Source organism: Embleya sp. NPDC059237, assembly GCF_042754105.1.
In the GTDB taxonomy this organism is placed as follows: domain Bacteria; phylum Actinomycetota; class Actinomycetes; order Streptomycetales; family Streptomycetaceae; genus Embleya.
In genome coordinates this window covers 52,840-67,275 of the sequence record NZ_JBHZAE010000005.1, presented here as the reverse complement: position 1 = coordinate 67,275, position 14,436 = coordinate 52,840, and the positions used below count along the sequence as shown (strand labels likewise).

16 protein-coding genes are annotated in these 14,436 nt (G+C 71.9%); 8 read left to right on the top strand and 8 right to left on the bottom strand.

Annotated elements, in window-relative coordinates; translation table 11 throughout:
- Positions 1-132: 132 nt before the first annotated feature.
- On the top strand, positions 133-510 hold the full coding sequence (locus ACFXKZ_RS17490; protein ID WP_380001288.1) for a hypothetical protein: 378 nt from the start codon (positions 133-135) through the stop codon (positions 508-510).
- Positions 511-584: 74 nt separating this feature from the next.
- On the opposite strand, the gene ACFXKZ_RS17485 is transcribed toward ACFXKZ_RS17490, so the two are convergent.
- Positions 585-1,094 (bottom strand): excalibur calcium-binding domain-containing protein, encoded by a 510-nt coding sequence (locus ACFXKZ_RS17485; protein WP_380001286.1) that lies wholly within the window; start codon positions 1,092-1,094, stop codon positions 585-587.
- Between the two features lie 164 nt (positions 1,095-1,258).
- On the opposite strand from ACFXKZ_RS17485, the gene ACFXKZ_RS17480 reads away from it, so the two are divergent.
- Together ACFXKZ_RS17480 and ACFXKZ_RS17475 are read left to right on the top strand one after the other, a co-directional pair.
- A complete protein-coding gene (locus tag ACFXKZ_RS17480) occupies positions 1,259-2,671 on the top strand; it encodes a wax ester/triacylglycerol synthase family O-acyltransferase (RefSeq protein WP_380001284.1) in 1,413 nt (470 codons plus the stop codon).
- Between the two features lie 123 nt (positions 2,672-2,794).
- Positions 2,795-3,499, top strand: a complete 705-nt coding sequence (locus ACFXKZ_RS17475; protein WP_380001282.1) for an alpha/beta hydrolase — start codon at positions 2,795-2,797, stop codon at positions 3,497-3,499.
- 28 nt (positions 3,500-3,527) lie between these two features.
- Here the strand turns inward: ACFXKZ_RS17475 and ACFXKZ_RS17470 are convergent, their stop codons facing one another.
- Positions 3,528-4,508, bottom strand: coding sequence for a DMT family transporter (locus ACFXKZ_RS17470; protein WP_380001280.1), 981 nt, complete (start codon positions 4,506-4,508; stop codon positions 3,528-3,530).
- A gap of 99 nt (positions 4,509-4,607) precedes the next feature.
- Between ACFXKZ_RS17470 and ACFXKZ_RS17465 the strand changes: the two genes are divergently transcribed.
- A complete protein-coding gene (locus ACFXKZ_RS17465; protein WP_380001278.1) occupies positions 4,608-5,168 on the top strand; it encodes a CGNR zinc finger domain-containing protein in 561 nt (186 codons plus the stop codon).
- Between the two features lie 69 nt (positions 5,169-5,237).
- Here ACFXKZ_RS17465 and ACFXKZ_RS17460 read toward each other — a convergent pair whose 3' ends face one another.
- Both ACFXKZ_RS17460 and ACFXKZ_RS17455 read right to left on the bottom strand, forming a co-directional pair.
- Positions 5,238-5,741, bottom strand: coding sequence for a MarR family winged helix-turn-helix transcriptional regulator (locus tag ACFXKZ_RS17460; RefSeq protein ID WP_380001276.1), 504 nt, complete (start codon positions 5,739-5,741; stop codon positions 5,238-5,240).
- Positions 5,742-5,813: 72 nt separating this feature from the next.
- Positions 5,814-7,793: a hypothetical protein gene (locus ACFXKZ_RS17455; RefSeq protein ID WP_380001274.1), complete on the bottom strand. Its 1,980-nt coding sequence runs from the start codon at positions 7,791-7,793 to the stop codon at positions 5,814-5,816.
- A gap of 309 nt (positions 7,794-8,102) precedes the next feature.
- Here ACFXKZ_RS17455 and ACFXKZ_RS17450 point away from each other — a divergent pair, with 309 nt between their 5' ends.
- Positions 8,103-8,831 (top strand): ZIP family metal transporter, encoded by a 729-nt coding sequence (locus ACFXKZ_RS17450; RefSeq protein ID WP_380002047.1) that lies wholly within the window; start codon positions 8,103-8,105, stop codon positions 8,829-8,831.
- 43 nt (positions 8,832-8,874) lie between these two features.
- Here ACFXKZ_RS17450 and ACFXKZ_RS17445 read toward each other — a convergent pair whose 3' ends face one another.
- Positions 8,875-9,279, bottom strand: a complete 405-nt coding sequence (locus tag ACFXKZ_RS17445; protein ID WP_380001272.1) for a VOC family protein — start codon at positions 9,277-9,279, stop codon at positions 8,875-8,877.
- 205 nt (positions 9,280-9,484) lie between these two features.
- Between ACFXKZ_RS17445 and ACFXKZ_RS17440 the strand changes: the two genes are divergently transcribed.
- Together ACFXKZ_RS17440 and ACFXKZ_RS17435 are read left to right on the top strand one after the other, a co-directional pair.
- Positions 9,485-10,012 (top strand): hypothetical protein, encoded by a 528-nt coding sequence (locus ACFXKZ_RS17440; RefSeq protein WP_380001270.1) that lies wholly within the window; start codon positions 9,485-9,487, stop codon positions 10,010-10,012.
- 246 nt (positions 10,013-10,258) lie between these two features.
- Positions 10,259-10,609 (top strand): YrdB family protein, encoded by a 351-nt coding sequence (locus tag ACFXKZ_RS17435; protein ID WP_380001268.1) that lies wholly within the window; start codon positions 10,259-10,261, stop codon positions 10,607-10,609.
- 27 nt (positions 10,610-10,636) lie between these two features.
- Here ACFXKZ_RS17435 and ACFXKZ_RS17430 read toward each other — a convergent pair whose 3' ends face one another.
- Positions 10,637-11,632 carry a phosphotransferase gene (locus ACFXKZ_RS17430; protein ID WP_380001266.1) on the bottom strand — a complete coding sequence of 332 codons (996 nt, stop codon included), beginning with the start codon at positions 11,630-11,632 and terminating at the stop codon, positions 10,637-10,639.
- 251 nt (positions 11,633-11,883) lie between these two features.
- Here ACFXKZ_RS17430 and ACFXKZ_RS17425 point away from each other — a divergent pair, with 251 nt between their 5' ends.
- On the top strand, positions 11,884-12,720 hold the full coding sequence (locus ACFXKZ_RS17425; RefSeq protein WP_380002045.1) for an undecaprenyl-diphosphate phosphatase: 837 nt from the start codon (positions 11,884-11,886) through the stop codon (positions 12,718-12,720).
- A 79-nt stretch (positions 12,721-12,799) separates the two neighbouring features.
- On the opposite strand, the gene ACFXKZ_RS17420 is transcribed toward ACFXKZ_RS17425, so the two are convergent.
- Entirely contained in the window at positions 12,800-13,537 is a 738-nt protein-coding gene (locus ACFXKZ_RS17420; protein WP_380001264.1) for a hypothetical protein, read from the bottom strand.
- 147 nt (positions 13,538-13,684) lie between these two features.
- Positions 13,685-14,122 carry an ATP-binding protein gene (locus ACFXKZ_RS17415; protein WP_380001262.1) on the bottom strand — a complete coding sequence of 146 codons (438 nt, stop codon included), beginning with the start codon at positions 14,120-14,122 and terminating at the stop codon, positions 13,685-13,687.
- Positions 14,123-14,436: the final 314 nt, after the last annotated feature.

The window sequence follows — 14,436 nt, the reverse complement described above, 5'->3', positions numbered from 1 at the left end:
GGTCGGGCGAGGGGCCGGGTGGGCGGCGGAACGGGGGCCGGACCGGCACCCCGCTCGCGCTCCCGAGTCACGCCGAGCCGTCACCGGCCCCCGCGTGAACCACCACCCCTGGAACCGCTGGACGAACCGCCCTTGGAGCCGCTGCCGGACGAACTGCCGCCCTTGGACCCGCTGGTCGAGCCGCCCGTCGAACCGCCGGACGAGCCGCCCGTGGCCGAACCGCCCGTGTTTCCCGTCGTGGCCGATCCGGAACTCGTGAAGCGCGCGGGATCGGGTGTGTCCGTCGGTCCGGATCGGGTGGCGGTCGGCAACGCGGTGCCGGGGTTCGTGGCGGTCGCGCTCGGGACGGAAACCGTCGTGCGCTTCGGCGGTTTCGGCCGCTTCGACGACTTGCTCCCACCGCCGCATCCCGTCAGGACCAGTACGCCGGCCGTGGTCGCCGCGACGGCGACCGTCCCGACCCGGAAGATTCGTTTCTTCGTACGTCGCATGCTGCACACGCCCCCGTGATCGACTGTCGTAGGACTGTAGCCGGCCCGACCGGCCGCCGCCGGCATCCCCCTCCCCACGGCGGCCGATTCGACTCATTCGCAGGCCGTACCATCCCCGTCCCGGTCCAGGTGCGCGCCGTAGCCGGGTTCGCCGCGATGGATCGGCGCGGCGCCGGCGGCCCGAACCGCGGTGCAGTTCTTGTAGTAGACCGGCCCGTCGCCGCCGGTGCTGCTGCCGCCGGTAGTACCGGAGGTACCGGAGCCACCGGACGAACCCGTCCCCGCCGAACCGCCGCTCGACCCCGTGCTCTTGCTCCCCCCGGTGCCGACCGAGTCGCCCGCCGGCGTGGCGGGTGCCTTCGACGGTGTCGGCGTGGAGTTCTTCGCAGCCGCCGACGGCGACGGCGACAACGAGGACGACGGCGCGGAAGGTGTCGGCGAACCCGACGCGGTGGCCGCGCCCGCCCCGCCGCCGCTCTGCGAGGGCTTCGGCGAGCCGGACTTGCCGCCCCCGTCGCACCCCGCCAATGCCAGGGTCAACACCACCGCCAACGCCGGCACGATCACCCCCGCATGCCGCCGCGTGGATCCGATTTTCGGCATGCCTGTACCCGATGTGCCCATCTGCGAGTTTCCCCCCTCGATATGTGCCGCCCGGACTCTAGCCGCCATCCCCGCCGCTGTCCGCCGGACCCGGGAGCCGGCACCGCTTATCACGTTTCGCCGGGTATCTGGACCGGGCCTCGGAAGGCACCTACGGTGCCTGGATGGACCGATTGAGCGCGATGGATGCCGGGTTCTACTTCGTCGAGGACGAGAACGTGCCGATGCACGTCGGATCCGTGCTGATCTTCGACGGGCCCGCCCCGTCGTACGGCGACGTGATCCGACTGTTCGTCTCGAAGTTGCCGGACGTGCCGCGCTACCGGCAGCGGGTCCGCACGCTGCCGCTGCATCTGGGCCGCCCGGTGTGGGTGGACGACGAACACTTTCAGATCCTCTACCACGTGCGGCACACCGCGGTGCCCGCGCCGGGCGGCGCCGATCAGGTGCGCAACCTCGCCGGCCGGCTGTTCGCGCAGCGGCTGGACCTGACCAAGCCGCTGTGGGAGGTCTGGCTGGTGGAGGGCCTGGCCGACGGCCGCTGGGCGATCATCTCCAAGGTGCACCACTGCCTGATCGACGGCATCGCCGGCACCGACCTGCTGCAGATCCTGCTCGACTGGCGCAAGGACCCGGAGCCGCCCGGGGCCGACGAGTCGGCGGACCTCGACCCGTGGCTCCCGGAGCCCGCGCCGAGCACCGCGGATCTGATCGCGGACGGCCTGCGGGACGCGGTCGCGGCCCCGATCAAGCACCTGGCGGCGGTGCCGGCGCTGGCTCGGGAAATGCGCAGCGGCTCGGAACTGACCGACATCGTCCGGGCGCTGGCCCGCAGCCTGCCCGGTACCGCGCATCGGCTCCTGGAGACCTCGGCCGGCTCGCTCAACGGCTCGATCGGGCCGCATCGGCGCTGGGTGTGGGCCGATGCGGAGATCGCCGAGATCAAACGGATCCGGAAGGAGTTCGGCGGCACCGTCAACGACGTGATCCTCACCGCGATCACCCGGGGCTTTCGCGATCTGTTGGCGGGGCGGGGCGAGTTGACGTCGGATCAGGTGGTCCGCTCGCTGGTCCCGGTGTCGGTGCGGGCGCCGCGCGAGCGCAAAACGCTCAACAACCGGCTCAGCGCAATCCTGGTGAACCTGCCGGTCGGCGAGGACGATCCGGCGGCCCGGCTCCGCTCGATCCGCGAGCAGATGGACGACCTCAAACGCAGCCGGCAGGCGGCCGGCGCCGATGTCCTCACCAATCTGGGCAACTTCGCCGCGCCGACCCTGCTGGCCCTCGGCTCGCGCACCGCGCTGCGCTTCCCCCAGCGCTTCCTGCAGACGCTCACCACCAACGTCCCGGGCCCGCGCGTGCCGCTGTACATGCTGGGCCGCCCGCTGCGCGAGCTCTACCCGTACGTCCCGATCGCGAGCACGATGCGCATCGGCGTCGGCGTCTTCTCCTACCTGGACCACGTCACCTTCGGCATCACCGCCGACTTCGACGCAGTCCCCGACGCCCAATCCCTCGCCGACGGCGTCCGCGCGGGCATCGACGAACTGCTGGATGCCGCGGCCACTTCCCCCTGAACACGCCGGGGCGAAGGGAGGACCGGGGGGCGGGAACGGCACAATGCCGGGATGAGCGCTTCGCGGGACATTCTTGGTCGGTCGGCTGCCGGGCCGGATCGTACGTTGCGGTACGGGGCGGGAGTGGAGCAGGTTGTCGATCTCTGGCAGGCGGCGGGCGAGTCGCGTGGGCTTGTCGTGGTGTTGCACGGGGGGTATTGGCGGGCGCGGTACGACCGGGGGTACACGTACTCGATGTGCGTCGCGTTGGCGGCCGAGGGGTACACGGCCGCGACCGTCGAGTATCGCCGGGCCGGGCAACCGGGGGGTGGCCGGCCCGGGACGTTCGAGGATGTCGCCGCCGCCGTCGATCTGCTGGCGGCGCAGGTCCCGGAGCCGATGGTGCTGCTCGGCCACTCCGCCGGCGGGCACCTCGCGGTGTGGGCCGCGCTCCGCGATCGGGTGCCGGCGGGTGGCCCGGGTCGGCTGTCCGCGCCGCCGGCCCTGGCGGGGGCGATCGCGTTGGGCGGCGTACTGGACCTGGACGCGGCGCTGAAGCTGAACCTGGACGACGGCGCGGCGGCCGAGTTCCTGCCGGACCACTCCGAGCCCGTGCTCGCCGAGACCGACCCGGTCCGGCTGGCGGCGGGTGGGGTCGGCGGGCGCCGGTTGATCCTGCTGCACGGCGACGCCGACGAGCAGGTCCCGATCGCGCTGAGCCGAACCTTCGCAGCCGTCTCGGGAGCAGACCTGCGCGAACTCCCGGGAATCGGCCACTTCGAGCCGGTCGACCCGCTCTCGACGGCCTGGCCGAAGGTCACCCGAGCGGTCGCCGACGTGCTGGGCTGACCAACGGCGGTCCCTGGCCCGCGGCTCCTCAGCCGCGATTCGCCAGCAACACCCCGACGCCGCCGATCGCGATCCCGGCCAGCGTGGTCACCCGCAACGACTGGTCCAGCAGGAGCCACGCGAGGAGCGCGGTCGCGGCCGGCGTCAGGAAGAACAGCGTGCCGACCCGACTGGCCGAGGACCGCCGCAACATCAGGTTGAGCAGCGTGAACACCCCGATCGAGTTGACCAGCACCATCCACGCGAGCGTGCCGAGGAACGGCCCCCACGCGCCGATGTGCGGCGTCTCGAACAGCAGCGATCCCAGGCCGATGAACGGCGCGCTGACCAGGAACTGCACGGCCGTGCCGGTGCGCAGGTCGACGTCCTGCACATAGCGCTTCTGGTACACCGTGCCCACGCTGAGCCCGAGCAGCCCGACCACGGCCAGGACCAGCGCCGGGAGCGACGTGCCGGCGGGACCGGAGACGGCGAGCACGACCCCGATCGTGCCCAGGCCGAAGCCCAACCACTGCCGCACGCTCACCCGCTCGCCGAGGACACGCCCGGCCAACAGTGCGATCAGCACCGGATTGAGCCCCTGGACGAGGGCCGCCACGGCGGCGGACATGCCGAGCGACAGCGCCGTGTACAGCGCGCCGAACTGGACCGCCTGGAACAGCAGTCCGGCCACCATCACGTGCCCGAGCCGTCGACCGCGCGGCCACGGCGCCCGCACGACCAGGGCGAACACGGCGAGCAGCGCTCCGGCGAGCACGAACCGGAAGAACATCAGCAACAACGGCGGCGCCGCGTCCACCCCGATCGCAGCGACGATGAACCCGCTGCTCCACAGCAGCACGAACAGCGGCGGCACCGCCTTCCCGGCCGCGTCCCTTCGCCGTTCCCGCCCGGGTCGCCCGACTCGCCACCCGGTCCGATCCGGCGGATGCCCGACGGCCGTCGGTGCCGACCGGCCGCCCGGAGCGACGTGCTGCCTGCTGTCCTGGGTGGTGTCTGCGACGGTCACTGGGACCCACTCCCGATCGACGAAGAGAATAACTGCCCAATCCGGTTACTCAGCCTGGCCCGTCCGACGCTAACCTGTCAAACGGGTTATCCTGACGGGGTGGCCTACACCTTCAGCGGCGGCGACGTCGCACTCGACCTGATCGGCACCGTCCAGGCGCGCCGCACCGAGGCGCGCGACCTTCTCGACACACCGACCTCGCTCGCGTCCTGGACGGTCGCGGCCGGCCTCGTCGACACGCTTCCGACGGTGGACGATCGCGGGCTCGCGGACACGATCGAACTGCGCGAGGCGATGTACCGACTGGCCCTGGCCCGCGAGACACCGCAGGGGTACGCCGGGCCCGACCGCGCGACGCTCAACCGCCTCGCGGCCGGCGAGCCGGTCCGGGTGGCGCTGACCGCGGACGGCCGAGTGGAGCGCACCGGCGACCTCGCGGCGGTGCTGGCCGAGATCGCCCGCTCGGCGATCACGTTGTTCGGCGGCCCGGACGTGGACCGGATCAGGGAGTGCGAGGCGCCGCTGTGCACCCGGCTCTACGTGGACACCTCACGCCACGGCAGCCGCCGCTGGTGCGACATGCGCGGCTGCGGCAACCGGGCCAAGGCCGCCGCCTTCCGCGCCCGCCACCGCGGCGAGCCGGAATCCGCCGACGCCTGAGCGGATCGGCGCGCCGCCGGCGCCGCGGGCGACTGCCCGGTCAGGCCCGAGCGCACGACCGCCCTCGCGTCAGCGCCCGCCGAGCGTCGACGCCAGGATGCGCAGTGCCCGGTCCACCACGTCCCGGTCCGCGCCCGCGATCGGCTCGAGGAGCCCGTCGAGCGCGTCGATCCGCGCCCGCATCGCCGTCCGGGCACAGCGCCGGCCCGCCTCGGTGAGGCAGACCAGCACCGAGCGGCCGTCCTCGGGGTTGGGCCGGCGCTCGACCAACTCCTTGCGCGCGAGCCGGTCCACGCAGTGCGTCATACCGCCCGAGGAGTACATCACCAGCGGCCGCAACTCCCGCAGCGTCAGGCCAGGTTCGTCCGGCCGGGTGGCCAGCACGGCCAGCACCATGTACTCCGGCGCGGTCAGGTCCAGCGCACCGATGCTGCGCCGGTCGAACTCCTCCATCGCGATCATCGCCTGATGCATCCGCACCACGAACCCGACCGAGGACGCCTCCACGTCCGGCAGCACCGCCGACCACGCGGCCACCACGGAGTCGGCGTAGTCGGCCTGTGCATCACTCACGTCGTACTCCCTGGCAGCGCAACCCCACTCGGTCCCGGCCGCCACGGTAGCGGCGAAGGCCCCGGGCCGGCGCTAACCGGCCGGTGCCGTGCACGGCGCGCCGCCGCACACGTCGACGACCCGCCCGGTGGCCAGGAAGATCGCCTTCTGCTGCCGGGCCACCGGCGAATTGCGCGGGTCCGAGTGCGGATCGCGGCCGTACTCGGGCCCGATCGGCGGCGTATTGGTCACCGGCGGGGCGGGCGAACCGCTGTCCCAGACCACCAGCGCGGAGCCCCGGTACGGCCCGTGCGGCAGCGGCCTGATCCCCCAGTACGGGTCCCGGTCCGGATTGCGTCCGGGGGCGATCGCGGGCTCGTGGATCCGCGCGCCGATCGTGCGCGCCTCGACCTCGGCGGTCACCGTGGAGACTTGGTGGTCGCCGAACGCGATCTGCATCAGCACGTCGTGGCGCGGCGTACCGGGCAACGATCCCCGGCCGAGGCCGCTCGCGTAGCCGTTGGTCTCGCCCCGGTCCCAGAGCATCTGGAACAACGAAAGCACCACCTGCTGATCGAGCCTGTCCGGATAGGTCGCGTCCAGGATCCGTCCGTACGGCCCGAAGTCGGAGCTGCGGTTGAGCAGCACGCCGTAGTTCATCCCGGTCACCCCGAGCACCCCGCGCTTGATGTCCCGCGACACCGCGACCAACGATCCGCCGAGGATGCCGCCCTGGCTGTTGCCGTCGAAGACCAGCCCCTTGGAGGTGTCGATCAGCGGTCGGCCGGCATCGGTACGAAACGCCGGATCGGCGCTGAAGCCGCGCTCGTGGATCATCTCCCGGCCGAGGAACAGCGCGTTGAGGAACCCCTGTCGGGTGCGATCCGGCACCGCGCCGAAGCTGCCGAGGTCGGCCAACGCCCGGGCGACGGTGGGCAGATCCTCGTCGGCCATGCCGATCCACTTGGTCGCGCAGAACGTGATGCCGTGCTCGGCGGCCATCGCCTTGACGTTGCCGCCGCCCACCTCGTTGTTGCTGCCGAGCAGGCCGTGACCGTACAGCGACGCCTGCGACGGGGTGTCGAACGCGCTGCGCGGAATCTCGCAACGGAACTGGGCCTGCTGGGTGTTGCCCGGCAGTTGGCGCGGCAGCCCGTCCCGCCCGAGATTGAGCGTGGAACCGGTGGGCCCGCCGGGGCGGTCGAGGTAGCTGGGCACGGTGACCGTCCCGGTGACCTCGCGGGCGATCCGCGAATCCTCCTGCGGCGTGGTGTTCTTGACACCCGTCACCGTGAACTGCGGTGCCTGATCGCCGAGTCGACCGAACGCGTCGTCGCGCATCCGCAACATGCCCGCAGTGAGGTTGTGTTCACTCGCGACGGTGAAGTCCCAGGCCAGGTACAGGTCACGGCGCTCGACACCGGCCCGGTCCAACCGGTCGAGGACCGGTCGCAGGCGCGCCTGGCGAGCCGCCAGGGGGTCGCGGCGCGGGAGGGTGCGGCCGGCGACCTTGGCGAACGCCTCGGGCGTGGCGAGCAGTCGACCGTCGACGCCGCGCAGGTTGCGCAGGCCGACCACGTAGTGGTGGCCCGGTACGAAGTTTCGTGCGGGGTGGACCAGCAGCGCCTGCCGGGTCGGATCGACGGCGTTGGCGTCGAGTTCGGCCCAGTACGGCCACCGTTCGCCGGTGTCGGTGTCCAGGACGACGATCGGTGCGTCGCGGGCGAGCGAGGCGCCGACGTCGGTGACCGGGGCCGCGCCGCTTCGGCCGAGGTCGACGCCGGGGACCCGGGTGGTCAGCGTCGAACCGGGCGAGAAGCCGTCGTTGCGATTCCACGCGTCGGGGGTGGCGCCGTGCGGCATCATCGCCGCCGAGAAGGCGACCCGCCGCCCGGTCTCGGTATGCCGATCGGCTTGCGTGTACCAGTCGTTGGGGAACGGCAACAAACACGCCGCCGGGTCGATCGGGTCGCACCCCGGTTCGCCGCCGGGGCCGTCCGGATGGGCCTCGGCGGCCGGTGGCGCCAGGAACACCAGGAGCAGCGCGGCCGCGGCGACGATCGTCGCGGGCATCCGGCGTCGGGAACGCACGCGGGGGCGGGGCAGGGTTCGGCTCACTATTCCTCCAACTCCTACGGCGAGGGCTGTGCAGGAATATCAACCGACATCTTGCAGGGCGGGCGGCACGAGGGGAACGGGCAACGCAGGACCCGGCGATCGGCGCGTGGGCGTCGCCGATCCACACTCGTACGGCGCAGCCCCGAGCGCGGGCGCCCATCCGCTCGACGACGATGGTTCGATGACGCCGTCCCGGACGCAGCCGAGCAGGCCAGGGCAGGCACGGGCGTGACCGCCGTACTGGTCGCTGCCGGCGCCTTCCTGATGACCCTGCTCGGCGGCTGGGTGGCGCAGCGCATCGGCGATCGTCGGCATCTCGTACTCGGCCTCGCCGCCGGACTGATGCTCGGCGTGGTCGCGTTCGACCTGCTGCCCGAGTCGTTGTCGGCGGCGGGTGGGCGGATCGGCGGGGTGCCCCAGGCGCTGCTGATGTTCGTCCTGGGCTTCCTCGTGCTGCACGTGGTCGAGCGTTCGGTGGCGATCCACCGGGGCCACGAGAGCGAGTACGCCCCGCACGCCCACCACCACGGCCCGACCATGGGCACCGACGGTCGGGTCAAGGGCATCGGACTGACCGCCGGCATCGCGCTGGTCGGGCACAGCGTGATGGACGGCTTCGCGATCGGCGCGGCGTTCCAGGCCGGCACCACCGTCGGTACGACGGTGGCGATCGCGGTGGTGGCGCACGACTTCGCCGACGGCTTCAACACGTTCACCGTCACCCGCATGTACGGCAACGACCGCCGCCGGGCCCTGACCCTGCTGGGCGCGGACGCCCTCGCGCCGGTGGCAGGCGCGGCCCTCACGCTGGCGTTCACCATCCCGGAGCACGCGCTCGGCCTGTACCTGGGTTTCTTCGCCGGTTTCCTGCTCTACCTCGCCACGGCCGACATCCTCCCCGAGGCGCACAGCCCACACCCGTCGGGCTCGACGCTGCTGTGCACGGTGGCGGGTGTGGGGTTCCTGTGGTTGGTCATCTCGTTGGCGCAGTAGGCGGCGCAGAGGGTTCGGGTCGGCTCGCCGCCCGTCCCCGTATTCAGCGGATCGGGCCCGTACGTTCGATCAGGTCCCAGCGGTTTCCGTACAGGTCGCGGAAGACGGCCACTATCCCGTACTTCTCCCGGCGCGGCGGCTCCTCGAAGACCACGCCCGCCGCCAGCATGCGGGCGTGTTCGCGCGCGAAGTCGTCGGTGTACAGGAACAGTCCGACCCGGCCGCCCGTCTGGTCCCCCACCCGGGAGCGCTGCTCGTCGTCCACCGCCCTGGCCAGCAGTACGGCCGCCTCGTTCGGTCCCGTGCCGGGCGGGGCGACCACGACCCAGCGTTTCCCGTCCGCCATCGGGGTGTCCTCGCGCAGGTCGAACCCGAGCGCGCCGGTATAGAACGTGATCGCCTCGTCGTAGTCCCGCACCACCACCGCGACCAGCCCGAGCCGATTCATCGGCCCACCCCGACCGGTACCCGTGTGGCAACGCCCTCGATGGTCATGCGGCCCAAGCTACCTTCCGGGTCTGCCATCCGACCGGGACGGGTCGTCGACACACCGGCGGGTTGGTCCCGGCGGGCGCGGGGCCGCGCGCTCCCCTCGGATTCCGCTGTGGGCGGACCTTCTTGCCTTCCCTTCGTATCGGCGTAACTTGGATTACATGATTACAACGAAGCAGGAAGCAGTGCGCGGCTGGTTCACCGGACGCCTGCCGGAGGGCCTGTTCACCGCACTGGTCGAGGTGATCGTCGACCGCGAGGAGATCACCGTCATCGGCCGTATCCCCGAGCCGGAACTCGCCGAGGAGGTATCGGCCGACGAGCGGGAGGCCGCGCTCGACGGGCGGATCGCCGAGTTCCGCGAGCGCACCCGCGAGGACCGCATGGCGGTGGCCCGCGAGGCCGAACGCCGCTTCGGCCGCAAGGTCTCGTGGGGCGTCGAGTGCGGCGGCACCCGCGCCCTCTACACCAACGTCTCCGTACCCGTGATGACCCGGCTCCGCCAGCCCGAACGCCAGGTCCTGGACACCCTGGTCGCGGGCGGCGTCGCGCGCAGCCGCAGCGACGCGCTGGCCTGGTGCGTGCGCCTGGTGCAGCGCAACACCGACACGTGGCTCACCGATCTCCGCGACTCGCTGGAGCACGTCGAGCGGGTCCGCTCCCAGGGGCCCGACACCCCCGGCGAGTAGAGCCCCCGGCCCCACACGCGCCGTGCCCGTCGCCCACCCGGCGACGCGGCACGGCGTACGCATGATCCCCGAGCGACGGCACGCAGCGCGGCACGCCCGCCCCCCTCGGCCCGAGTGGCATCGGCGCCTCGATTCGATCGAGATCGGCGCTCGCAAACGAGAGCAGTGCTCTTGACTTGGAGCATGGGACGCAGAATGATGCTCTCAGGCGAGAGCGGTGCTCTCGCAAGCCACGGGGAGGCTCGCATGATCGTGCTCTATTGGACCGCGATGTTGTTTCTGTTCCTGGCCGAGTTGGCCGCCATCGCGGCCACCGCCTACTGGGGGTTCACACTCACCGCCGGGTGGGCGGTGCGGATCCTGGTCGGATTGGCCGCACCGACCGTGATGATCCTCCTCTGGGGTCGGTTCGCCGCCGCCAACAACGCCGATGCGCTGACCGGGCTTCCGCGCGTGTTGTTCGAGATCGCCTGGTGGGGCGCCGGCATCGTCGCCTTCGTCGCGGCGGGCCTGCTCCCCGGCGCGATCGGCGTCGCCGTCGCCCGCCTCACCGGCCTCGGCGCCCAGCGCGGCAAGGCCCACGCGGCACGCCGCTGAGCCGCGCCCCGGGCCCTGTCCGGCGGTTCAGGCCAGGCGCCGGCGGAGCCAGTGCAGCGCGCCGTGGGCCTGGGCTCGTTGGAACGCGCGCAGAGTAGGGAGGCCGTTCGGGGCCGGCCCCAGGGAGTTCGCGGCGAAGAAGCCGGCGGCGGCCAGTACGGCGGTGATCCGGTCCGGGTCCACCCCCCGCCGGACCAGATGGGCCTCGATCGGGTCGATGGCGGCGTCGCCGTTGTGCATGATCACGCTCGGCGCCATCAGGACCACGTCGATCCAGGACGCCCCGCGCACGGCCCACGGCCAGTCGACGAACACGACCCGGTCCGGGGTCAGCAGGATGTTGTCCGCGCGCAGGTCGCCGTGCACCAGCGCGGTGCCCTTGGCGGCGGCCGGCCAGTACGCCTCGTGCGCGGCGATCCGGTCGACGTTGGCGCACGTCCACGCGCCGAACGACTCGGGATCGAAGCCGCGTCGCCACGCCCCGAAGGTGACGCCCAGCGCCTCGGCGACGGTGGGCACCTCGATCGGGGACGGGTCCAGGACGGCGACCAGGTCGGCGCAGGCGGCCAGGACCCGGGTCAGGTCCTCCGGGCGCCAGGGCTGGGCCGGCGTGTGGCCGTCGATGTCCTCGAAGGCCAGTGCCACCCAGCCGTCGAGGTCGACCTCGGCGAGCAGGCGCGGCACGGGGGCGGCGGGCGGGAGGGCGGCGGCGACCCTGGCCTCGGCCCGGTGCAGGGCGGGCGACTCGGGGTTCGCCTCGACGCCGACGGCCTTGACGAATGCCCGTCGGCCGTCCGCGAGTTCGACTCGGGCGGCGATGCCGGGCGAGAATCCGCCGACCTGGGTGACGGCCCTCACGACCCGGGCGCCGAGCCGCGCCTCCACCGCCGCGCGCAGCCCTTCCGGCGCGGCCTCCCACGGCACTCGTACCCCGGAGGCCACGGGCGCGGCCTCGGACATCCCGGGCGCCTCCGCCTCGGGCGACGTCGTACCGGCCCGCTCTGCGCTGCTCTCGCTGGTCATCGGATCAGGATTTCCGTCCGCCGGAGCCCGGGCAAATCGTTATCCGGACCCGCACCGCGACCGGAATCGACGACCCGGGTCCGCACCGGGCCCGATCCGTGTCGTTCCGTGCCCGGATCCGCGCCGGCGGTTCCGCCGTTACCGTTCCGTCCAACTTCGGCCATGTGATGTCCACCTGACGCACCGTGGGCCGCCGCTACCGTGACGGCCATGATCCGCATAACTGTTTTCCACCCCGGAGTCGTCCGGTGATCGGTTGGTTCGAAGCCGTCGTACTCGGCTTGGTCCAGGGGCTCACCGAGTTCCTGCCGATCTCCTCCAGCGCGCATCTGCGCATCGTGTCGGCGTTCGCCGGCTGGGAGGACCCGGGTTCGGCGTTCACCGCCGTGACCCAGATCGGGACGGAAAGCGCCGTCCTGATCTACTTTCGCAAAGACATCGGCAACATCGTCGGCACGTGGGTGAAGTCCCTGTACACGCCGTCGCTGCGCGGCGAACTCGACGCGCGCATGGGCTGGTACATCATCGTCGGCACGTTGCCCATCGGCGTACTCGGCCTGATCTTCCAGGACACGATCGAGACCACGTTCCGCGATCTGCGGCTGATCGGCACCACGCTGATCGTGTTCGGTCTGATCCTGTTGATCGCGGACCGGATGGCGCTGAACAACCGGGGCATGGAGAAGCTCAACGGCAAGGAGTCGCTGATCTACGGCTTCGCCCAGTCGCTGGCGCTGATCCCCGGCGTCTCGCGCTCGGGCGGTACGGTCACGGCGGGCCTGCTGATGGGGTATCGCCGCGAGGTCGCGGCGCGCTACTCGTTCCTGCTGGCCATCCCGGCGGTACTGGCCTCCGGCGGCCTGGAGTTGTTCAAGATCGGCGAGGGGCCGGCGCCGGCGTGGGGGCCGACGATCGTGGCCACGCTCGTGGCGTTCGTGGTCGGCTACGCGGCGATCGCCTGGTTCCTGAAGTTCATCAGCACGCACAGCTTCACCGTGTTCGTGGCGTACCGCGTCGTGCTGGGCCTGGTCGTGCTCGGCCTGGTGATCTTCGGCGCCCTCGAACCGACGGCGGGCGCGGCGAAGTAGGACCGCGCCGATCCGGAAAGCCGTTCGGCTCCGCCATGTACGGCGAGGCCGAACGGCCCACCGAAAAAAACCGCTCGGGTCACTCGTCCCCGAGCATCGCGAACACGAAGGCCAGCCGTCGGTCGACCCACGGCGCCAGGATCCGGACCGGCTTCCCGCGCCCGTCCGTCGTCATCACCAGGTCGCCGGCCGCCTTCCAGGCGAGTACGCGCGGGCGTACCGGGCCGATCGACCCGTCGGGGCCGCCGAGCACCGTGTCGAACGTCAGGCTCAGCGCGGTGTCCGCCGTGTGGGCGGCCAGGCGGCGCGGATCGGTCGTCGCGAAGAGGTTGCGGCCGACGATCTCGGGCCGGCCGGGCTGGTCGATCCGCCAGGTGTGCTTGAGCGGTCGCCGGGTGGGCGGAATGCGCCGGATGGTGCCGACGGGTTCGCCGTCGGCGGCGCGGACCCGGTCGTGCCGTACGTCGTCGATCGTCTCGGCGGGGTCCACCGTGCAGAGCAGGTCGCCGTCGGGGAGGTACAACGAACGGCGGTCGTTCCCGGCGAGCGCACACGGGGTGAAGAAGTCCCCCGGGCCACCACCGCGCAGGATCCGCACGCCGACCGCGGAACCGGCCGCACGATTCCTTGTCCCGTCGCTCGACGACGAGCCGTAGCGGAACGCGGTTACGCGCTGCCAGGCGGGCGCGTCGGGGTCGAACCCGGCACCGGAGTCGGTGTCGGGACCCGGTTCGGCGTCGGCGCCCGGTTCGGTATCGCGACCCGGATCGCCCGTCGCAACGGGATCCTCCGAGCCGGGTACCGACGCCGTATCCACCCCGGCCGTCGGCTCCGCCTCGCCCCGTCCCCTCCGCCGCCCGAACACCATCCGACCCCGGTCCTCCTCCGTCACGACACGTCGACCCGCGCGCCGGTCGTACCGTCGTACGCCCGGACCATCCGCGCTCGACCGTATCGGGCGGGCTCAGACCTCCCCGAAGTCGTCCCCCGCGTCGTCCTCGACCTCGTCGCCGAAGTCGTCCTCGAAGTCCGCGCCGTAGTCCTCGCCGAAGTCCTCCTCGAACCCGGCGCACACCGCCTTGCGGCCGCCGCTGCGCAACTCGACGCGGAAACGTTGGGTCAACGCGGCGACCACGAGCAGACCCCGCCCGGCCTCGGCGTCTTCCAACACCTCCACGGGAGACGGCAGCGAACACGGCAGGTGATCCAACACCTCGACCCACAACATCCGGCCGTGCAGCGACGCGGACACCTCGTAGTCGCCGTAGTCGCCCGCGTGCTCGACCGCGTTCGAGGCCAGTTCGGAGGTGACCCGGACCGGATCGTCGGACTCGAACCCGACCCGCTCGCAAAAGCGCCGCACGTGGGCGCGCGCGGTGGAGACGGTCTGCGGTTTCGACACGAGCCGTACGGTCGAACGTGTCCTGGACACGGTGGTGGCCACGTCTCCCCCTCCAGTCGGTCGGGCTGCTGAGAGCACCGTGATCGAATACTTCCTGGAAACGGGCCCGAACTGCGATTTTCGGTCACCGATCGACCGCGATCTGGTAGAAACCGCGGCAAGATCGGTGGACTACTTGGAAGTTACCGAATCCGAGGCCCTTCCGGGCGGATCGTTTGGCAAAGAAAACCGCGCGTCGGACCGGACATCCCACGCCCGGGCCGGCAACCAGCCGTCGTACCCCGGGAGTTCGTCGAAATCCCAGGTCAGCCTAT